Below are 21,536 nucleotides of genomic sequence, written 5' to 3'. Positions count from 1 at the left end.
AGAAAGTTTAGACCCTTTTTTTGTTTCAATCGATTCTCAAATTGAAAATAAAGTGATTTCAGCCATTTTTGATTGATCACCTTAAGTTATCCGTGATGATGATAAAACAGTCTTGATGAGCAAAAATTGTCCAATAGATAGCATTTTTAAAGATGACCATATCTAGTTGAAATTATTTTCCAAACACTATATCTAGTACTTTTTTGAGATACATGTTTATATATAAAATGCAAGGGTAAAATACCCTAATTGAGAAAAATAAATAAATTTTGCCTGTGGAAAAAATTGACTATTGACACGGTTACACATAGACGGAGTGCGGAGTGGGTCGAGTGATAAATTTTGTTTCACATCAGTTCAATAAAAATATTTTTAACGCAATATGTTGTTAATTCAAAATAAAAGAGATACCATATGTAGTGTTATAAATTATTTGAGGTGAGCTTGATGGACATCATAAAAACAAAAATTGAACTTAGTCAGGAATTCATTGACGAAGTAAAAGCAGAAATCAAACCACACTGGGGCGAACTCGGTTGGGTTACTTATAAAAGAACATATGCTCGTTGGATACCCGAATTGGATAGAACCGAAAACTGGGATGAGACAGTTAAACGTGTTATTGAGGGAAATATCAACCTTGACCCACGTCTGCAAGACAAGTCCATCAGTTTAGAGGATTACAATGAGTTGGTCGAAGAAGCTAAGAGTTTATACAAACTTGTCTATGGTTTGGCAGCTACTCCTTCTGGCCGTAATTTGTGGATCTCAGGTACTGCCTACCAAGATAGAAATGGTGATGCTTTGAACAATTGCTGGTTCATTGCTGTTAGACCACAAAAATATGGAGACAGTCACATTTTGCCCGAGTATCTGGATAAAGACACTAAGGCTGTTTCGATGCCTTATTCATTCATGTTCGATCAATTGATGAAAGGTGGCGGCGTTGGTTTCTCTGTTGTCCCTGATAACGTTAAACAGATCCCTGAAGTAGACGTCAAGACTGATTTGAAAATTTTGATCGGCAAAGAAAGTGCTTCATACGACGACTCGATCAAGGCTGGTGCTGTTGATCGTGATGAATGGTTAGCTAACAATGATCTGGATTCGACGCTTTATTACAAAATGCCAGACTCACGTGAGGGCTGGGTCATTGGTAATGCAACAATGATCGATTCCCACTTCACTAATACTAATCCAGAATCAGTTGGTCAAGTTGTACTGGATATTACTGATATCCGTGCTAAAGGTGAAAAGATCAAGGGATTTGGTGGTACTGCTTCAGGTCCCGTTCCGTTGATCGAAATGCTTGAAGATATCAATGATCTTCTTAACAGTAAGTTAGGTCAAAGATTAACTTCAGTTGACTGTACCGATATGGGTAATATGATTGGTAAAACTGTTGTTGCTGGTAATGTACGTCGTTCTGCAGAGCTTGCATTAGGTGGAGCTGAAGATGACGACTTTATCACTATGAAACAGGATAAAGAAAAACTTTATCATCACCGTTGGGCATCAAATAACAGTGTGGCTGTTGATTCAATGTTCAATGATTACCAACCGATTGCTGATTCGATTCAACACAATGGTGAACCTGGTATCGTTAACCTTGACTTGTCACAACATTATGGCCGGATCATTGATGGCTACAATGAAAATGCTGATCCTGAAGTTGAAGGTACTAACCCTTGTGGTGAGATCTCATTGAGTAACGGCGAACCTTGCAACTTGTTCGAAGTCTTCCCACAAGTAGCAACTGATGAAGGCTGGAATCTGGAAGATGCTTTCAGTTTAGCCGCTAGATATACTAAGAGAGTTACTTTCAGTAATTATGATTGGGAAGTTTCTCGTAATGCTATTGCTAAAAATAGAAGAATCGGTGTTTCAATGTCAGGTATCCAAGACTGGATCTTGTCTAACTTCGGTCACCGTGTAGTTACTGGTTTCGAAGATGCAGTTGATTCTGAAACTGGTGAAAAGTATCGTAAACCAATCTATGATCCTGAGATCGTTAAGAGTTTTAAAGAGATGTATCAATCAGTTGTTGATGCTGACAAAGATTACTCTGATACTTTGAATTGCAATACTTCAGTTAAGCACACAACTGTCAAACCATCAGGTACAGTTGCTAAGTTGGCAGGTGTTTCTGAAGGAATGCATTTCCACTATGCTGGATACCTTATTCAAAGAATCAGATTCCAAGACTCTGATCCATTGCTACCAGCCTTGAAGGCTTGTGGCTACAAGATCGAACCTGATGTTTATACTAAGAACACAATGTGCGTTGAATTCCCTGTTCAAGCTGCTAATGCTGAATCAAAGAACTTTGCTTCAGCTGGAAATGTTTCGATTGCTGAACAATTTGCCACACAAGCATTCTTACAAACTTACTGGTCAGATAATGCGGTCAGCTGTACCGTTACTTTCCAACCAAAAGAGGGCGACCAGATTGCACCATTGATGCGTCAATATCGTCATATTACCAAATCAACTTCATTACTCCCTTATAGTGGAGCTGACTTCAAACAAGCACCTAAGGAGCCAATCGACAAAGCAACTTATTTGAAGAAGTTGTCTGAGATCAAAGGCGATGTTGCTGTTGAATTTGCAAAAGAAAACAACAACCATGATAAGAAAGACATCGAATTAGTTGATCAATCAGATTGTGCCGGTGGCGCTTGCCCAATTAGATAGTTAATAGATTTTAGAACACCTTCGGGTGTTCTTTTTTTATTTTTAAATATTTTGGATGTTCTGAACGAAAACGTGTCCCAACCTTCAATTTTCCCGCTTAATTAGAGAGTCCTAGTGTTCGAAAATTGTCCAAGAAAGTTGAGACGCTCTACTTTACTTTTCTTGATTACGGTTGTAAACTAGTCTTAATTAAGATTACAAATGTAAACGTAGGGAGGCTTTGCTATGAATAATATTGAAACTATGAGCGATGCTGGATGGAATGTTATGCGGATATTTTGGACTTTGGGCCAGGGTACTAGTAGTGATGCCATTATGTATTTGAAACGCAAGACTGATTGGAAAGAGGCTACAGTCAAGACTTTGATCAATCGCCTGCAGAAGAAGAATTTTTTGAAGCCCGATCAATCTGCTCGCCCTTATGTATATCAACCGGTCATTGCTGAATCAGAAGCAATCCACCAAAATGTCAATCGAATGTTTGATAGTTTGTGCTGTATGAAAAAAGGGAAAGCGATTGAGGACCTTATTTCTAATTCCGATATCTCAAAAGGAGATATTGATGATATGATGAACCTGTTAAAAGCCAAAAGAGAGACAGCTCCAGAGAAAGTCGAATGTGATTGCTTAGGGGAGGTTTAATATATGAAAGATATGAAAGATGAGAAATCCATGGACGATATGGACATGAATGACATGAATATGGATGATGGCCACATGATGATGATGCATGGTGGCATGATGATGGATATGGGAGACTTACGAAAGAAATTTTGGGTCTCGTTGATCTTAGCCATCCCTGTATTTATCTTGTCACCATTCATGGGATTACACTTACCGTTTCAATTTCAATTTCCTGGTTCAGATTGGATTGTATTAGTTATTTCGACTATTCTATTTTTCTATGGTGGTAAACCATTCTTGACCGGCGCCAAAGCCGAATTTCTCGACAAAAAGCCAGCGATGATGATGTTGATCACCATGGGTATTTCCGTCGCTTATATTTATAGTTTGTATGCATTCATAATGAACGATATCATTCATTCTAGCGAACATGTGATGGATTTCTTCTGGGAATTAGCATCACTGATCGTAATTATGCTGTTAGGACACTGGGTCGAAATGAAGTCGACTATGCAGGCCGGTAGTGCCCTTGATAAAATTTCATCACTCGTCAGTGATGAAGTCCATTTAGTCAAAGACGATAAAACAGTTGATGAAGACATTAACAAAATTAGTACCGGTGATGTCGTCGAAGTTCGGGCCGGAGAATCGATCCCATTAGATGGTGCAGTCGTTTCCGGGACCAGCTACGTCAATGAATCATTGATCACAGGTGAATCCAAAGCCGTCAAAAAGGCCAAGGAAGACCAAGTAGTTGGCGGATCGATCAATGGTGAAGGAACCATCCGTGTACAAGCTAGTAAGACAGCCCATGATGGCTATTTATCACAGATCAGTAAATTAGTTCAAGATGCTCAAACAAGTAAATCTAAGACACAGGTCTTGGCTGATAAAGTGTCAGGTTGGTTATTTTACGCAGCTTTGACAGTTGGTATTATCGCCTTTATTTATTGGTTAGTGGTCGGGTCCGTCAGTGATGCCTTGAATCGTCTAGTTACTGTACTAGTTATTGCTTGTCCACATGCTCTCGGATTAGCCATTCCTTTGGTAATATCGAGAAGTACTTCGATTGCTGCAACGAATGGTTTGATCATTCGTGATAACCAAGCTATCGAAAGTAGTCGTAAAGTCGATTATGTTGCAATGGATAAGACTGGTACCTTGACGGAAGGTAAGTTTACAGTCAACGGACTCAAGTCGTTTGATGATCAATTCTCAGAAAAAGATATCTTAAGTTTGATTGCTGGGCTGGAACAAGGTTCAAGTCATCCAATCGCCACTGGTGTGCTTAACCGTGCCGAGTCCGAAAAAGTTACTGCTAAAAATTTTGATGACGGCCAGGCATTGAAGGGCTATGGTATGAGTGGCCAATTGGTAGATGAAAAATACTTATTAGTCAATATGAAGTATCTCGATCAAAATGGAATCAAAGTTGACAATCAAACAGTTCAACCATATTTAGACAAAGGTAATACCGTCAGTTACTTGATCTTGAATGATAAAGTCATTGGTTTTGTAGCTTTAGGTGACAAACTCAAGCCAAATGCTGTTCAATTCATCAAAGAATTAAAGAATCGTGGTTTGAAACCAATCATGCTGACTGGTGATAATAAGAGTGCTGCGGCCAATTTTGCCAAACAATTAGGTATTGAAGAATTCAAAGCTGAATTATTACCAGAGGACAAACATCAAGTTATCAAAAATCTTGAACTTGATGGCCATCATGTTTTGATGGTCGGTGATGGTATCAACGATGCTCCTAGTTTAGCTAGCGCCACTGTTGGTGTGGCTATTGGTGCCGGAACTGATGTTGCTATCGAATCTGCTGATGTCGTTCTTTATAACAGTGATCCTGATGACATCATCAAATTCCTCGACTTAGCTAAGAAAACTTATCGGAAGACTGTTCAGAACCTCTGGTGGGGTGCTGGATACAATATCATTGCTATCCCATTAGCAGCCGGAGTTTTAGCCGGTATCGGCTTTATCTTGAGTCCAGCTGTTGGTGCAATCGTAATGTCACTTTCAACCGTTATCGTTGCTATCAACGCGATGTCACTTAGAAAAATTTAGTCAAATAAAAATGCCAATTCGCAATGAATTGGCATTTTTTTGTGGATGTTTTCACTGATAGTAAGGTAAGTCGATAAAGGTGATAACTGTTTCTGTCCCTTGACCAACCGTGGAGTTGACGTCTATTTTGTGGCCTAGTTTATCAATCATTTTTTTAACTAAATATAGGCCAATTCCGGTAGCTTTGCTCCCAGATTGCCGGCCATTAGAACCTGTGAAGCCCTTGTTGAATATTCGGCTCAGATCTTCAGGGGCCATACCGATACCGTTGTCTTTGATATGAAGCTCGATATCGTTTTTTTTGGTCGTAGTGAAAATCTCGATGGTCCCGCCTTGGTCAGTGTATTTCAAACTATTAGCAATGATTTGATTGAGCTAGAAACTGAGCCATTTCTCATCTGTCAAAACCTTTTTATCAGTGATATTCAAGTCAATCTTGATCCGCTTGTTGATGAAACCACGCTTATTGCTGCGGATGCAAGCTTTGGTGATCTGATTGAGATCCTGTTCCTGGATCAAATAGTCATTTGAGAAATTATTCAAGCGGGCAAAGTATAAAGCTTGATCGACCAAGTAGTCGATCTGGTCGGTCTCTTCACTTAATAATTTTGAGTCGAGTTCGTCATCCTGCGCCAATTTTAAAGCTGACAGTGGGACTTTGATGTCGTGAACCCACGATTCAGTGTATTCTCGTTGATCCTTTTGGCTTTGATAAAGGGATGTCAATTCCTGACGGTATTCCAAAACGATATTATTGATCTTTTCTTGAATGAATGTTTGCTCATTGTTTTTTGCCCCATTCAATTCTTTGGAGAGATCTTCTTGGTAATTGTCTAATTGTTGATACCAAGAACGTTTGCGAAGATATGAAAAGATCAAACATAACGTCATGATCAAAATCGCCAACAGCCAAGTATAGATCAAAGTACCATTATTAAAAGGTACTCTTGGATCCAAAAAAAAGACTAGTTCTAAAAAGGAGATCCCGATGATGATCGAGATCATCAATAATAAATGATCTTTTAGGTATTTATAGAATGTCATATTAGCCTCTAAGGGATGAGATAGCCTTGGCCAACTTTAGTGACGATATAGTTGGATAGGCCGTTTTTCTCAAATTTTGAACGTAAGCGATTGATATTTACCGTCAAGGTGTTGTCGTCAACGAATCTTTCATCGTCCCACATGAAGTTTAAGAGCTGTTCTCTGGAGACAATTTTGCCTTGGTCTTTCAAGAGACGTTGTAGTAATTTATATTCATTTTTGGACAAGTCAATTTTATTATCATTGATTTCGACTGTGCCATCAGACAAGTTCAATTTCAGACCATTGTGCTCGATAATATCACTGGTATCTTGGCTGAAATCATAAGTCCGTCGCAGTAAAGCATTGATCTTAGCAATTAGGATATCGATCGAAAAAGGTTTTTCAACGAAGTCGTCAGCTCCCATATTCATGGCCATGATTTGGTCCATGTTGGAATTTCGAGAAGAAATGATGATGATTGGTATTTTAGAAACCTTCCTGATCTCCTGATTCCAATAATAACCGTCTTTGATCGGCAAATTGATGTCAAGCAAAACTAGGTCAGGCTGATAATCATCGAATTGAGTCATGATGTCATCAAATTCCTTCACAGCAAAGGATTCTATCTGCCATTTGGAAAGATTTTCTTGAATTAATTTTGCAATTGAAGGGTCGTCTTCAATTATCATTATTTTTGCCATTTAACAACCATCCTCGTGATAAAATGTAGACACAATTCAATGATAACAATAATTAATCGATTAATGGAGAGGATATTTTGCAAATAATCGTCGAAAATATTGCCAAAGATTATGGGAAAAAGAGAAATGCTGTTCATGCTATCAAAGATGTCAGCTTAGAAGTATCAGCAGGCGAATTCGTGGGAATCATGGGACCGTCTGGAGCTGGGAAAACCAGTCTACTTGATCTGATTTCCAGTAATGAACGACCGGATCATGGCCGGATATTAATTGATGGCATTGATTTGACCAAGCAGCACGACCGGACCTTAGCAAAATATCGCCGAAATAAGATGGGCTTTATTTATCAAAGTTTTGAATTGCTTGATTCACTCAATGTTAAGGAAAATATTATCCTGCCGTTAGTTTTGAATCATGCGTCAAAGAATCTGATCGAGCAGAGATTTCAACACTTGAATCAGCTGCTCAACATTAGTGAGCTAGCTGACCGCAGTATCGACGACCTATCCTTAGGACAACGCCAGTTGATTGCGGCGGCAAGAGCCTTGATCAATAGCCCAGAAATCGAACCAACTGGAAGCTTAGATTCCAATTCAGCAACGATCTTGCTGAATTATATGCAATTGATCAATCAGAAGGAAAATACGACCATTATGATGGCTACACATGATGCTTTCACAGCCAGTTATTGTAGTCGGGTAGTCTTTATCAAAGATGGGGCGATTTTTTCAGAGATCGTTAATTCTGGTCAAAGAGAGGACTTTTTTGAACAAGTGATCAATATGCAACGAACGATTGGAGGCGGTAGTTATTTCAATGTACCTGAAAATAATTAAACGTAGCCTCTATAATTTACGCGATAGTTATTTGATCTATATTTTGTCATCCAGTTTTGCGGTCGCCGTTTTAACGATTTTTTCAACTTTGATCAATGATCCAACTCTACGGTCTGTTCATTATTGGAATCAAACATTTCAATCGTTCATGTATTTTATGATTTTTATTTTTGGCTTTTTTACTTTTATTTATATGACTTATGTTGGGGGATTTTTTATCCAACAACAGAAGAATGAATTTCGAACGTATAAAAAACTAGGCATGTCACGTTGGATAATTGCGGTGATTGGCTTTCTCAAAACCTTTATTGTTCAAATAATCGCTTGGCTTTTAGGGATGCTGGTGGCCATCATTTTACAAAAGTTCGTTGGGATGATGCTAGTTTATTTGATGCATGTCAAACTTAATTTTGGTTTCTTTTTAGATCCAATGGTCATCTGGCGAATGCTGAAACTGGGAATTTATTCGACTTTTTTGCTGAGCTTGATCAATGGCGTCCGATCTTATTGGATCGTCAGGCGTCAAAAAGATTCACATAAGTTACATTTAAATTTATTTTTCCGTTCGATATTTGGAATTATCGGCTTATTGATGTTCATCGGTGGTATATTAGCGTCGTTGCAGGTTTTTCAATCAGTTAGTGATACCCAGAATATTGATCTGGCCTTGTGGCGGGTACTCTGGATCGTGCCACTCTATTTTATTGGCACGTATCTAGTGATCATGGGATTTGTCCCTCTTTGTTTGTATCTATTCGATCACATCAAGCTTTTTTCCTATCACGGGATAAATTTAGTTTCTTATAAGTATTTGCGAAAAAGGTTGTTGCGTAATACTACGATTATCTGGTTTATTACCGAAATGTCAGCTTTAGCATTGGCGATATTAGTTTTTTGTTACGCTGGCTACCAAGTGGTCTATCAGAATTTTTCTGGCGCTTATCCGTTTGAAGTTTCAGCTATTTCAGATCCTGCGAAAAAGATCAAAGCTGAATTTGCTAAGGAAAAGACTGACGTCACGCATGAATATCGGTCTAAAATCAAACGAACAGTCTCGTATACTTTTGACAGTAGCAGCAATCAATATGAGCCTAAACTAATTTCGTTGATGTCTTACTCCGATTATCATGCCTTACCAAAACGGATTCAAAACAAGAATCCCCACATTGGGCCAGATGATTTTTTGGAGCTTAAAAATGATTACCAGTCTTTGACACCTGGATACCGTAGTACTAAACATGCAGTTCAAGTGAAGGGGACTAAGTCGATCAAGAATCGATCAGTGGGTTCGTTTTTCCCGTATGGTTATATGATGTTTTCGGGTTATTTATTCGTTGTCCCAGATAATTATTATCATAATGTTCAAAGTGAGTCGACAGAAACTTACTATGGTTGGGATATCAAACATTCGGATAAACTGTCGAACAAGTTTTTGAAGAAATTAAATCAAAAAAATAAGAACCCATATGTGATCACTGTCCATATCGGTTCTACCTTGAATAAATCTTATTTATATGAGAAAGACGATCAAAAACAAAATCATTATCGTCCCAATGAATATTATCAAAACGGTTATGTCCGTCAAGCAGATGCCAAACACATTATTGACCAAACATCAGGCTTTTTCTTGTTCCTAGTCTCAATCTTTAGCATTGCGCTTTTGATTGCATTAGGGAGCTTATTGACCTTGAAAGTACTCTTACGTGATGACAATGAATGGCATCAGTTAAAGACACTTAAGAAAATTGGGATGACTGAAAGGGAATTGAAACAAATCGTTCGCAGGGAGACAGGGCTTTTGTTTGGCCTGCCAATTGTTTTTGCATTGGTTCAATCATCATTGTCCGTTGGGATCTTGAATCTATCAGTCAATCAATCTGCTTTTAAACCGTTCACAGTCATCGGTTCAGCCTTTATCGTTTTATATGGCTTGACTGGTTGGCTAACTTATATCTTGTCCTGGCGTGGAGTTAAACAGCGTATCTAAAATTCAGTCTTGTATGCTTTAGTAAAAAATCCGAGCGGTTCTTGAGAAGACTTTTGCAGACCGTCTTTTAGTTGAGAGCTGGCCAACTGTTTAAATTTTTGCACCTGTTTTTCAGCTTGAAAACTATTGATCAGTAAAAATTCACGAAAGTTTTCTTTGTTACGAAAAACTGCTGGCTCATTATTATCGACAGCTAGCTCTGAAAGTTTATAATTGATTTTATCTTGAAAGATTGAGATTTGCTCGTTGTTCAGTTTTATGTACACTAGTAGTAAGAGATCCTTTGATAAATCGAGTTGGCCAGCGACGCTCTTATAGTCGCCAGAAGTGGCTAATTCTTTTATTAAAAGATGGTCTCCACTATTGTCAAATAAGGGTTTTAATAAAGTATCAGCAGAAGTTAGCTGATTTTTTAAAAAATTATAAGTACCTAACTTTAATGATATGTCCATAATTGTTAAGATCCTTTCTAAAAAATGGAGGGTTTATATGTTAATTACAGTTTTAGGTTATTACGGTGGATATCCCTATCAAGGAAAGGGTACTTCAGGATACTTGCTTCAAGATGATGGAAAAAATATCTTGATTGATTGTGGCAGTGGCGTATTAAATGAACTATCTAATTATATCGATCCATTGCAACTTGACGCAGTGGTCCTTTCCCACTATCACCACGACCATACAGCAGATTTAGGTGTCTTGCAATATAATTGGCAGCTTGATCCAACGAATCGTAAACATGATCTACTACCAATTTATGGCCATACTCAAGACTTTGTCAACTTTGCCCAATTAACAATGGACGGAGTCAGCCAAGGTATTGCCTATAACGATTATGAACCTACCCAAATTGGAGATCTCCAATTTGAATTCTTGCGGACGATTCATCCAGTACCTGCTTATGCGATGAAGATCACTAAGGAAGATAAATCTATTGTTTATACTTCCGATACCGCTTATTTTGACGGCTTGGTGGACTTTGCGAAGGGCAGTGACTTATTGATCACTGATACTAATTTTACTGAGGACAAGACTGGTAAGATTTGGCATATGACGACCAAGCAATCTGGTGAATTAGCCCAAAAAGCTAGGGTCAAGCGACTGATGATCAGTCACTTACCACAAAAAATCGATATTGAAAGAATGTTAAAAGAGTCACAGAACTATGCTCAAGATGTTCCAACTATCAATGCCTTTACTGGCTTGGAAGTTAAGATTTAATTTTGAGACTGATTTAGCCGAGCATAATACGTTGACATTATTTATTTCTTATTTTTAAAATTAATAAAATGTTATGATAGATTGTGAAATATTTGTTAAGTATCCATCATTACTGATTTAATATTTCACAATTGGCCGAGACCGGAACAAACATTCGCAATTTATATTTGAAATAGTGTAGATTTTATAATTTCAATGAGCTACAATGTATTGTGTTAAGAAAGTATCTTGACGCACATTAGCGAAAAAGGAGAGATTAATTATGGTTACAATTTACACATCTCCAAGTTGCACTTCATGCCGGAAAGCAAAAGCTTGGCTTGAACAACACGACATTCCCTATAAAGAAAGAAACATTTACTCTGAACCTTTAAATAAAGAAGAAATTAAACAAGTATTACAAATGACCGAAGACGGAACTGAAGAAATTATTTCAACACGTTCAAGGGCATTCCAACACTTGAAGACAAATTTGAACGATTTAACTATCGATCAATTGTTGACATTAGTTCAAGAAAATCCTGGACTTTTGAAGCGCCCAATCATCATGGATGATAAGCTTCTCCAAGTAGGATTTAACGAGGATGAAATCAGAAGATTCTTACCAAGAAGCGTTCGGACTATGGAGTTGCAAAAAGCTCAACTTATGGCTGGACTATAATAATCAGTAATTAAGAATGAAAATGAAGAGTTCAATGGATAATTGGGCTCTTCATTTTGTTTTATAAACTTCTTTACTTTACATCAGTTTTAAGACTGTTAGAATGTAGATACAAGAATTGAGGTGACTATGATGGAAATGGATCATATTAATGAAAATACGATCAGAGTCATTCTTAGTACGCAGGATTTGCAGGATCGTGGGGTAACTGTTCTCGATTTGTTAGGTAATAAAAAACAAATCGAGTCGTTTTTCTATAGCATTTTGGATGAGGTTGATAATAATCATACCTTTTCCAACAACGAACCAGTTACGTTCCAAATCATGCCCAACAAGCAAGGTTTAGAATTGCTTATCAGTAAGAGTAATGATGAAGATGCACAAGGTTCATTGCCATTAGATAATGAGCAAGTCGGTACTGACAATGGTCAATTGACGCCATTGAATACCAATGAGCTTGGTCACGAAGAATATGACGAAGATACTGCGCCTTATTTAAATGACCCTGATACTCCTACTAAGACAATGATCGTTGAATTTAAGAATTTCGAGGATTATATTCAACTAGCAAAGATCCTTCGTCTAGAAAGTGGTATCTCAAACTTATGGGAATATAAGGATGCATACTACTTACAACTTGTGCTCTTTACTGATGAAATGCACGATATGACTTATAACGATGTGTTAGCTTTACTCAGCGAGTATAGTTATCGTACTAAAGTCACTGCTGCAGTATTATCCGAGTACGGAAAAGAATTAATGAGCAAGACTGCTCTAGAATTGACGAGATATTATTTTAAAGATTAATCAAGTATAGCAACGCATGAGGATTCAATTCATAATGAATTGAATCCTTTTTTGCTTGTTATTTTGAATTTGGACCCCATGCTATAATTATAAGCAGTGTTTTTTTACAAGATTTTTGATTTTTAAAATTTACTTTGACTTTGAAAAGTCAAAAAATATCAGTGATTGTTAACAAACGGAGGCTTTATGGCAACAGCACAAACAGAAAATAAAATGGTCGAATTGGCTGAACCAGTTCATCAACAACTAGCTCAATATCGAGTTCAGCAAATTCAAGCAGTTTTGAGTTTATTGGACGAAGGCAACACGGTTCCTTTTATTGCTCGTTATCGAAAAGAACGGACTGGGACACTTGATGAAGTGGCGATCCGAAATATCGAAGATGAAGCTAATCGTTTGATGAAATTGAATCAACGTCGACAAGATGTTTTGAAATTGATCGATGAGCAGGGCAAATTGACTCCTGAATTGAAGCAGGATTTAGAAAAAGCCACTGTTTTACAGCAAGTGGAAGATCTATATCTGCCATATAAACAAAAACGGCGTACCAAAGCTACCATCGCAAAAGAAGCTGGATTAGAACCCTTAGCGAAATGGTTACTAACTTTTCCGGAAACGGGTCTGGATGAAAAAGCAAAAACGTACGTTGCCACTGATAAAGATTTGCCAGATCTTGATGCTGTCTGGGCCGGTGTCCATGAGATCCTAGCAGAAACATTCAGTGAACGAGCCGATTTTCGTGAATGGATCCGCCAGTATACTTGGCAAAATGGTATTTTGACCAGCAAAGTTAAACGCAATGGCAAAGAAAAAGATGAACAACAGGTTTACGCTACATACTATGACTTTGATCAAGCCTTGAAACAAATCCCACCATATCGAGTTTTAGCTATTAATCGTGGAGAGAAAGAAAAGATTTTGACGGTCGGGATCGATGTTGAAACTGATCAGATCTTCAAACATGCCAACACTCGCCTGGTTGGTAAACGTCAGGGACCCGCTGTAAACAAGATTCAAGCAGCTTTCGAAGATGCCTATAAACGCTTTTTAGGACCAGCAATAGAACGGGAATTACGTCATCAACTATCTGATAAGGCGGATAATCATGCCATTCAAGTTTTTGGAAGTAATTTGTACCATCTTCTGATGCAGGCTCCTTTGAAAGGTAAGGTCGTGATGGGATTTGATCCGGCCTATCGGACCGGTTGCAAATTAGCTATCATGGATAAAAACGGTCGCTTTTTGGCTAAACAAGTAATTTATCCACATAAACCAGCCAACAGTAAACAACGAGCTGCTGCAGGTACTGAATTCAAGCAATTATTAGACCAATACCAAGTCGAAATGATCGCTATCGGTAACGGGACGGCTAGTCGTGAATCTGAAGAGTTCGTCAGTGAGATTTTGAAGACTTTAGACCATCCAGTTTATTATGTGATTGTTAACGAGGCAGGTGCCTCAGTTTATTCAGCTAGTGCGAATGCCCGAAAAGAATTTGCCGATCTCCACGTTGAAGAGCGTTCTGCTATCAGTATTGGACGCCGTCTTCAGGATCCTTTGGCAGAATTGATCAAGATCTATCCTAAAGCTATCGGAGTTGGCCAATATCAACACGATGTTCCAGAAAAATCTTTAGATGAACAACTAGATCGAGTCGTCGAGACAGCCGTCAATCAAGTCGGCGTGAACTTGAATACTGCCAGCCCTGAATTGTTGACCCATATTTCTGGTCTGACCGCGACAACGGCTAATAATATCGTCAAATTCAGGAATGAAAATGGTGCCTTCAACAAACGCCAAGATTTGAAAGCAGTTCCTCGTTTGGGACCCAAAGCATATCAGCAATCAGTTGGTTTCCTCCGAATCATTTCCGGGAATGAACCACTGGATAATACTGATATCCATCCCGAAAGTTATGCAGTGACACGGAAATTATTAAAAGACTTAGGAGCAACATCTGAAGCTATTGGAAAAACAGAACTCCAGCAGAAACTTGAACAGTTGGATCAAACGACGTACTCTCAACAATTAGAAATTGGTAAGTCCACCTTGGCTGACATCATCGCTGGATTGAGTAAGCCCGGGCGAGATCTCCGTGATAGTATGCCGGCACCATTATTGCGTCAGGACGTTCTAACAATGGATGATCTAAAGCCTGGAATGGAACTGCAAGGTACCGTTCGTAACGTGATAGATTTCGGAGCCTTCGTTGATATTGGCGTTAAACAAGATGGCCTAGTACATATCTCACAACTGGCTGATCACTATGTCAGTGATCCAAGTACTGAAGTCACGATAGGTGATATCGTAACGGTCTGGGTGCTTGATGTAGACAAAAATCGTAACCGAATCCAGCTGACCATGCGTCAGGGTTAACAAAGTAAATAGTAAAAATCTCAATATTTGAATATTTGGAAACATAAGGCTCCCTAAATACTAAGTCTAATTTAGTATTTAGGAAGCCTTTTAAAATTTAATCTTAATAAAGAATACTGATTTTTAAATTAATTCAATAGTAACGATTCCCAAAATGATAGTGAAGATTCCGCTGATTTGTAATTTATTTACTTTATTGATTTCAGAACCGAGTAATCCCCAGTGGTCAATCACTAAGCTAATGATAATTTGTCCAAGTAAACCGAGGATTGTTGCTAGGCCAATCCCAATCTGTGGAACTAACAAAGCGTTTGTAAATATATTGATACTCCCAATAATTCCACCTAAGAAATTCCAAGCTGGCATGTGAGTTGAATGAATATATTTCAGATTCTTGAAATTACCTTGAATAAGATTAATGATAATTAAAATCACTGAGGCAAGAAGAAAGGTCAGGAATGCTGAACTGATTGGTGACTTTAAAACTGTGCCTACATGGCCGTTGATCGTCGATTCTGTTGCAAAAGCAAATCCATCTAAAAGAGCAATTATTTGCCAGATAAATTTTTTGCTCTTGTTATTTTTACTAATTGAACTTCTTTTTTTCGCCAAAATTTGAGGTAAGGCGATGGTGATGATAATACCTGCAATAATTAAGATTATTCCAAATACTTTAGTCAATGTTAGTGGACTATGCTGAGCATAAAGTAACCCGAAATTATCAATAATCATACTCATAATAATTTGTCCAACCATTGGTATGATGACAGTTTGAACGCTTCCTAGAATAGGGAATAAGAAGATATTGAGTGTCAAGCAAAGCATACCAATGGCTCCGCCTAAGTATCCCCACCAAGGTAATGAGGTGAGTGAACCATTCACTAATGGTAGTGAAGATTCGCTAAATAGATTCAAAATTAAAATAAAAATAGTCCCGATACTAAAAGAGATCAAAGAAGATAAAAAGGGTGTTTTGACTCTCTCGCCTAAGCGTGAGTTGATTGAAGTTTGTAGAGGAATGAATCCTCCCGTTGTGATACTTAATATTATGAAAAGTAACATGTAAAATCCTCCATTAATTGATAAGCGATATCTTACATGAGGAATTTTACAGATAGAATTGATTAAAAAGTTAGTTCTGCATTAACCTATAGTTAATTCGTAAAAAATGACTTTGAAATGTAAGCCAGTTTTAGAAAGTCATCGAAGTTCTTAATTGAATGTCTTGGGTGAGATTATAAAAATTCATATTGCATTGATAATCAGTTGAGACAAACCTGGAGGGATTATTTTGTATGATGGGAGATTAGATACTTTTATCCAAGTCGTTAGAGATGGTAGCTTTTCTAAAGCAGCAGAACATCTTTTCATTTCTTCTGTCTCGGTCATGAAACAAATGAATGGTCTTGAAACAGATGGTGGGAGTGAAACTTCTTAATCGAACAACTCAAGGGGTAAGCCTGACCAAAGCTGGGAAGTTCTTCTACGAGTCAGCAAGTAATTATATTTCAAAGTCTGAATCCATTTTGAAGAGAACTCACGATATTGATTCTCAAAGTCAAAAAATCATTAGAATCGGTACTTCCCTATTACGTTCAGCTCAACCCTTGATCAAGGTATGGTCAGGTATGGAAAATAATGATGATTTTCAAGTTGAGTTGGTTTCATTCGAAGACGATCCACTCAGTATGCAACGAATGTTTATGAATATTGGGACGAAAATTGATTTCTTTGTTGGACCAATGAATTCTGAACAAATTAAATATGGACCATATCAGACCTATGATTTGCCGGAAACGAAATTCTACTGGGGAGTTCCGATTAATAATCACTTAGCGAATAAAAAGAAACTTGCATTAACTGATTTAAAAAATGATAAAGTCATAATGGTCAAAAGAGGTCTATCTCCAAAATTGGACGCCTTACGTGATAGATTAGAGAAAAATGAAATCACTGTGATTGATAGTGAGGATTTTTATGATATAAATACATTCAATATTTGTAGTCAAAATAATTATATTATGGAAACACTTGGTATTTGGAAATATGTGTATGCGCCTATCAAGTCAGTTGAAATGGATAATGATTATCGAATGCCTTATGGAATAGTCTATTCTCAGCAAGCTCACGCTTCAGTAAGACAATTTATTGAAATGATTGGTTCCGAGTATAGAAAGCAGACAAACGCATTAACCTTTGGTTAACGAAGCGTTAATTAATAAAATATTCTATTCTTCTTTTTTGATGTCTATAATAAATCTATCAATCAAAAAGGAAGTTAAACTATGGATTATTTTGAATTGAATAATGGTGTTAAGGTTCCGGCACTTGGTTTTGGGACATATCAAATACCTGCATCTATTACAGAAAAAAATGTTGCTAACGCAATTAGTTTGGGATATAGGAGTATTGATACAGCCCAGAATTATGGGAATGAAGCTGAGGTTGGAGCTGCAGTCAATAGTAGTGAAATTTCACGTGATCAATTTTTTATCACCTCTAAAACTCAGACTTCTGGATATCGTAGTACGTTACGTGGTATAGATGAATCCCTTAGTGAATCAAAATTAGATTATCTTGATTTAATGATCATTCATTGGCCAACGATTGATAATTCTGGAACATTTAAGGCTTTAGAAAAGGCCTATAAAGCTGGAAAATTGAGAGCAATTGGAGTCAGTAATTTTAATAGTTCTAAACTGCAAAATCTGATTGATAATTCAGAAATTAAACCAATGGTTGATCAGATTGAAACACATATCTATTGGCAACAAAAGAAAATGCATGAATTTTTGAAGGAAAATGGTATCTTGCACGAATCTTGGGCACCACTAGGTGAGGGAATGAGTCCTGTGTTAAATGATCCAGGACTCATTCAAATAGCTTCAAAACATAATAAGTCAACAGCACAAATTATTTTAAGATTTCAAACTCAACAAAATATCATGGTCATTCCCAAATCAACAAATCCACGGCATATTGCTGATAATTTGAATATTTTTGATTTTAAATTAAGTGATGATGAAATCAAAATAATTCAAGATTTAGACCAAGGACATTCAGAGATAAATTGGCCTGCTTCGATGGTGCAAGAAGCCTATTAGATCTAATAAAATATTAGTTACTGGTATTTTTGTTGGGACAGTTACCAAATTTGAAGGAATGCTATTAATACATGATTTTGTTTTGAGGATATCTTGAAATATTTTTTACAAACAGTTATTAACGTGTCAAAATGAAAACTTATAAATAAGGAGTTGGCTAGAAATGGTAAAAAAAATTACAGTTTTAACCGGTAGCCCGCATAAAAATGGGACTTCCAGTAAATTGGCAGATGCATTTATAGATGGTGTTAATGATAAATCTGCGTTATATCGATTTGATGCTGGTTTGAATGCATCTAAGATTCATTTTTTGAAAATTGATGAAAATGAATCAACTATTCATGACGATGACCTAATTTCAAAAGAAGTCATGCCGAAAATTCTTGACTCTGACGTATTAGTATTGTGTACGTCGCTTTATTATTACGGTATCAATGCTGAATTGAAGGCAATCATTGATCGCTTTTATGAATACAATCATGAATTAAAAGATGATAAAGATGTTTATGTGCTTATTTCTGGGTTTGACCCAGGAGACAAAAATAGTGCAGCCTATCGTTCACTGATAGAATATTTTGACCAATTATGTAAATATATGCGTTGGGATTTAAAGGGTGAAATTTTAGGTCAAGATTCCTGGAATGAATCAGCTTTGGAAGAACATGTTTCAGAAGCATTTCAACTCGGCAAAACGGTAAATTAGTCAGTTTGATCAATCTTTGTTTTGTGGATGAATCTATTGAATAAATCTTAATTAGTCTTTTTGTATGAAAGGCAAATAGTTATCATTTGCTAAAAAAAATTTTGAAAATTAATTTTTTCAAACGTGTTGACAGAATAAAAAATCAAGTGTAGATTTATCACTAATCAATTAAAGCAAATTTAATTTTATTAGACGTAGAAGAGAAGAGTGGGATCGATCATTAGTTTTTAGCGACCGTCGGATAGTGTAAGGGCGGAATGAACGTTGATTTGAACATGAGCTCGGAGTCTTACTTAGGTGCAAGCCGAAAGTACGCAAGGATGCGATATTATCCCGGACATGTATGTGTCGTTGAGGTGTTTTGTGTGAACAAAGCATAAATTAGGGTGGTACCGCGGTAATCGTCCCTACTGACAGAGAAATTCTGTGCAGTAGGGGCGATTTTTTTTGCTTTTGGAGGAATAAAAATGAAAGAACGATTGAATATTGAGATATTTGGTTGTTTCGAAGCAACTTGAGTCAGGAGCTTTGAAACAAAAATAAGGAGGATCACGATGAGAAAATTTCGGGGGATATTAATTAGTATTATGGCGGGAGTTTTATTACTAGTTTTAGCAGGATGCGGAACTAGTAACGCCCAAGATTCTAGTATTACCATTGGTTCACAAGGTTCAGATTTACAAATTTGGGAACATATCGCCAAAAGTAAACAAGCTAAAGATGCTGGGCTAAACATCAATGTCAAAGAAATCACTGATGGGACACAGTTGAATAAAGCAACGACCGAAGGTCAAGTCGATGTCAACGCCTTTCAGTCATGGGCTTATTACAAAGCCTATAACAAGGAAAATCCCAACGGGAAATTAGCCGCATTAGGCACAACTTACCTAGAACCACTGGGGATATATTCAAAGAAATTTAAGAAAATCGATCAGATCAAGGATGGTTCGACCGTGGCAATCGCTAATAATCCTGCTAATACTTCAAGAGGGTTAGAGTTGTTACAAGCTGCTGGCTTGATCAAATTAAAAAAGGATTTTGGAGCCTTAGGCAACTTGAAAGATATCACAAGCAATCCTAAGCATCTCAAATTCAAAGAGATCGACGATACAACGGGTCCTCGAGTATTGAATGATGTTGATGTTGTTTTGATTTCTAATACTGTTGCTCTAGATGGTGGCTTACACGTTTTGACCGATTCAATCTACCACGAAAAACTTGATCAAAGCACAAAAGACAACGTCAATATCCTTGCAGTTGCAAGTAAAGATAAAAACAACTCAACTTATAAAAAGCTAGTAAAGCTTTATCATGACAAGGATATTCAAAGTTACATCAAGAAAAAGTATTACGGAACTAAGATTGAAGTTAACAAACCCTTATCATATTTAGATGATTAGGATTAGAATATAAGTATAAAAATGAGGAGATGTTAAAAATTATGGCAAAAGTTGAAAGTTTTACATTAGATCACACAAATGTTAAAGCACCATACGTACGTTTGATCACTGAAGAACATGGTGAAAAAGGCGATACTATTTCAAACTTTGATTTACGTTTAGTTCAACCTAATGAAAATGCTATTCCTACTGCTGGATTGCACACCATCGAACATTTGTTGGCTGGATTATTGAGAGACCGCCTATCAGGTGTTATCGACTGCTCACCATTCGGTTGCCGGACAGGTTTCCATTTGATCACTTGGGGCTCACATACAACTACTGAAGTTGCTGAAGCTTTGAAGGGTTCACTAGACGAAATTGCTAACAAGGTTGAATGGAAGGATGTTCAAGGAACAGACAAGTATAGTTGTGGTAACTACCGTGACCACTCATTGTTCTCAGCTAAAGAATGGTCAAAGAAGATCCTTGACGAAGGTATCAGTAATGATCCTTACGAACGTCACGTCATCTAATTGATTTTTTAGCAAGAGGGGTGAAGCACATGACATTTTCAAATTTGAAAGATCAAATTGTCTTCGTAACTGGGGCTCACCAGGGAATCGGACAAGCGGTCGCACAAACTTTTTTGAATGAAGGTTCGATCGTGGTAGAAGCCGATTTAGCCTTTGAAAATACCAGTTTAAAAAAAGTGAGTGATCAAGTTTATCAGGTCAAGGTCAACGTTGCTGATGAAGAAAGTGTCAAATCAGTTAGTTCTGAATTAGAAAAAGCTGACTTGATCCCGAATGTTTTAGCTCACGTTGCTGGGATATCGACCATGGATTATTTAGTCGACAGTAAAACAAGCGACTTTGATAAGACGATTGCTGTCAACACCAAAGGAACTTATCTGATCGCCAAATATATCACCAACTTGATGCTGAAAAAAGATCGGCCAGCTAAGGTCATCTTCATGGCATCCCAAGCCGGGAAAAATGGTTATCGAGCAATGGCTGCCTATTCGGCGTCAAAACATGCTGTATTGGGGCTAACTAAGACGTTAGCAATTGAGCTCGCACCTAAACAGATCAATGTTAATGCGGTTTGTCCCGGTATCATTGAAACTGCGATGAAGCATCGTGAAAGAAATGATGGTGCTAAGATTCGAGGTCTCAAACCGGATGATATTGAAAAAGAGGATAACAGCCAAGTCCCACTTGGTCGCACTGGTAAACCACAAGATGTTGCCAATGTCGTATTATTCTTAGCTAGTCCATTATCAGATTATATGACTGGACAGGCAATCAATGTCACAGGTGGAATGACAATGAATTAATTATC

21 protein-coding genes are annotated in these 21,536 nt (G+C 37.4%); 16 read left to right on the top strand and 5 right to left on the bottom strand.

Annotated elements, in window-relative coordinates; genetic code table 11:
• Nucleotides 1-447 precede the first annotated feature (447 nt).
• From nrdJ to FC27_RS08780, 3 genes are all read left to right on the top strand, one after another.
• On the top strand, nucleotides 448-2,694 hold the full coding sequence (nrdJ, locus tag FC27_RS08790) for a ribonucleoside-triphosphate reductase, adenosylcobalamin-dependent (protein ID WP_010624303.1): 2,247 nt from the start codon (nucleotides 448-450) through the stop codon (nucleotides 2,692-2,694).
• A gap of 225 nt (nucleotides 2,695-2,919) precedes the next feature.
• On the top strand, nucleotides 2,920-3,336 hold the full coding sequence (locus FC27_RS08785) for a CopY/TcrY family copper transport repressor (RefSeq protein WP_010624302.1): 417 nt from the start codon (nucleotides 2,920-2,922) through the stop codon (nucleotides 3,334-3,336).
• 3 nt (nucleotides 3,337-3,339) lie between these two features.
• Entirely contained in the window at nucleotides 3,340-5,391 is a 2,052-nt protein-coding gene (locus FC27_RS08780) for a heavy metal translocating P-type ATPase (RefSeq protein WP_010624301.1), read from the top strand.
• A gap of 51 nt (nucleotides 5,392-5,442) precedes the next feature.
• Here the strand turns inward: FC27_RS08780 and FC27_RS08775 are convergent, their stop codons facing one another.
• The 3 genes from FC27_RS08775 to FC27_RS08765 are packed head-to-tail and all read right to left on the bottom strand — an operon-like array spanning nucleotide 5,443 to nucleotide 7,118.
• Nucleotides 5,443-5,754 (bottom strand): ATP-binding protein, encoded by a 312-nt coding sequence (locus tag FC27_RS08775; protein ID WP_268869686.1) that lies wholly within the window; start codon nucleotides 5,752-5,754, stop codon nucleotides 5,443-5,445.
• 12 nt (nucleotides 5,755-5,766) lie between these two features.
• Nucleotides 5,767-6,435, bottom strand: a complete 669-nt coding sequence (locus FC27_RS08770) for a sensor histidine kinase (protein ID WP_010624299.1) — start codon at nucleotides 6,433-6,435, stop codon at nucleotides 5,767-5,769.
• A gap of 8 nt (nucleotides 6,436-6,443) precedes the next feature.
• Nucleotides 6,444-7,118 carry a response regulator transcription factor gene (locus FC27_RS08765; RefSeq protein ID WP_010624298.1) on the bottom strand — a complete coding sequence of 225 codons (675 nt, stop codon included), beginning with the start codon at nucleotides 7,116-7,118 and terminating at the stop codon, nucleotides 6,444-6,446.
• Between the two features lie 77 nt (nucleotides 7,119-7,195).
• Here FC27_RS08765 and FC27_RS08760 point away from each other — a divergent pair, with 77 nt between their 5' ends.
• Both FC27_RS08760 and FC27_RS08755 read left to right on the top strand, forming a co-directional pair.
• Nucleotides 7,196-7,954: an ABC transporter ATP-binding protein gene (locus tag FC27_RS08760; protein ID WP_010624297.1), complete on the top strand. Its 759-nt coding sequence runs from the start codon at nucleotides 7,196-7,198 to the stop codon at nucleotides 7,952-7,954.
• The gene (locus FC27_RS08755; RefSeq protein ID WP_010624296.1) at nucleotides 7,935-9,941 is read left to right on the top strand and encodes an ABC transporter permease; all 2,007 of its coding nucleotides are present in this window, start codon (nucleotides 7,935-7,937) and stop codon (nucleotides 9,939-9,941) included. The genes FC27_RS08760 and FC27_RS08755 overlap by 20 nt, the downstream gene beginning before the upstream one ends.
• Here FC27_RS08755 and FC27_RS08750 read toward each other — a convergent pair.
• Entirely contained in the window at nucleotides 9,938-10,393 is a 456-nt protein-coding gene (locus FC27_RS08750) for a hypothetical protein (protein ID WP_010624295.1), read from the bottom strand. The genes FC27_RS08755 and FC27_RS08750 overlap by 4 nt on opposite strands.
• 37 nt (nucleotides 10,394-10,430) lie before the next feature.
• Between FC27_RS08750 and FC27_RS08745 the strand changes: the two genes are divergently transcribed.
• The 4 genes from FC27_RS08745 to FC27_RS08730 all read left to right on the top strand — a co-directional run bounded on the left by FC27_RS08745 (nucleotide 10,431) and on the right by FC27_RS08730 (nucleotide 15,006).
• Entirely contained in the window at nucleotides 10,431-11,162 is a 732-nt protein-coding gene (locus FC27_RS08745; RefSeq protein WP_010624294.1) for an MBL fold metallo-hydrolase, read from the top strand.
• A gap of 262 nt (nucleotides 11,163-11,424) precedes the next feature.
• On the top strand, nucleotides 11,425-11,823 hold the full coding sequence (gene spxA / locus FC27_RS08740) for a transcriptional regulator SpxA (RefSeq protein WP_010624293.1): 399 nt from the start codon (nucleotides 11,425-11,427) through the stop codon (nucleotides 11,821-11,823).
• Nucleotides 11,824-11,955: 132 nt separating this feature from the next.
• Entirely contained in the window at nucleotides 11,956-12,630 is a 675-nt protein-coding gene (locus FC27_RS08735; protein ID WP_010624292.1) for an adaptor protein MecA, read from the top strand.
• Between the two features lie 186 nt (nucleotides 12,631-12,816).
• Nucleotides 12,817-15,006 (top strand): Tex family protein, encoded by a 2,190-nt coding sequence (locus tag FC27_RS08730; RefSeq protein WP_010624291.1) that lies wholly within the window; start codon nucleotides 12,817-12,819, stop codon nucleotides 15,004-15,006.
• Nucleotides 15,007-15,129: 123 nt separating this feature from the next.
• Here FC27_RS08730 and FC27_RS08725 read toward each other — a convergent pair whose 3' ends face one another.
• Nucleotides 15,130-16,068 (bottom strand): DMT family transporter, encoded by a 939-nt coding sequence (locus FC27_RS08725; RefSeq protein ID WP_029508155.1) that lies wholly within the window; start codon nucleotides 16,066-16,068, stop codon nucleotides 15,130-15,132.
• 229 nt (nucleotides 16,069-16,297) lie between these two features.
• On the opposite strand from FC27_RS08725, the gene FC27_RS11650 reads away from it, so the two are divergent.
• The 7 genes from FC27_RS11650 to FC27_RS08690 all read left to right on the top strand — a co-directional run bounded on the left by FC27_RS11650 (nucleotide 16,298) and on the right by FC27_RS08690 (nucleotide 21,531).
• Entirely contained in the window at nucleotides 16,298-16,444 is a 147-nt protein-coding gene (locus tag FC27_RS11650; protein WP_162097647.1) for a LysR family transcriptional regulator, read from the top strand.
• Nucleotides 16,431-17,210 carry a LysR family transcriptional regulator gene (locus FC27_RS08715; protein ID WP_029508154.1) on the top strand — a complete coding sequence of 260 codons (780 nt, stop codon included), beginning with the start codon at nucleotides 16,431-16,433 and terminating at the stop codon, nucleotides 17,208-17,210. Before FC27_RS11650 ends, FC27_RS08715 begins: the two co-directional genes overlap by 14 nt.
• 81 nt (nucleotides 17,211-17,291) lie before the next feature.
• Nucleotides 17,292-18,110, top strand: coding sequence for an aldo/keto reductase (locus FC27_RS08710; RefSeq protein ID WP_010624288.1), 819 nt, complete (start codon nucleotides 17,292-17,294; stop codon nucleotides 18,108-18,110).
• Nucleotides 18,111-18,273: 163 nt separating this feature from the next.
• A complete protein-coding gene (locus tag FC27_RS08705) occupies nucleotides 18,274-18,813 on the top strand; it encodes a flavodoxin family protein (RefSeq protein ID WP_010624287.1) in 540 nt (179 codons plus the stop codon).
• 554 nt (nucleotides 18,814-19,367) lie between these two features.
• Entirely contained in the window at nucleotides 19,368-20,213 is an 846-nt protein-coding gene (locus FC27_RS08700) for a MetQ/NlpA family ABC transporter substrate-binding protein (protein ID WP_010624286.1), read from the top strand.
• Between the two features lie 41 nt (nucleotides 20,214-20,254).
• Nucleotides 20,255-20,728 (top strand): S-ribosylhomocysteine lyase, encoded by a 474-nt coding sequence (locus FC27_RS08695; protein WP_010624285.1) that lies wholly within the window; start codon nucleotides 20,255-20,257, stop codon nucleotides 20,726-20,728.
• 29 nt (nucleotides 20,729-20,757) lie between these two features.
• Complete coding sequence (locus FC27_RS08690; protein ID WP_010624284.1) at nucleotides 20,758-21,531, top strand: SDR family oxidoreductase; 774 nt, start codon at nucleotides 20,758-20,760, stop codon at nucleotides 21,529-21,531.
• Nucleotides 21,532-21,536: the final 5 nt, after the last annotated feature.

Source organism: Companilactobacillus versmoldensis DSM 14857 = KCTC 3814, assembly GCF_001434295.1.
GTDB lineage: Bacteria > Bacillota > Bacilli > Lactobacillales > Lactobacillaceae > Companilactobacillus > Companilactobacillus versmoldensis.
The sequence above is the reverse complement of the archived record's forward strand: the minus strand, read 5'-3'. Positions and strand labels throughout refer to the sequence as shown.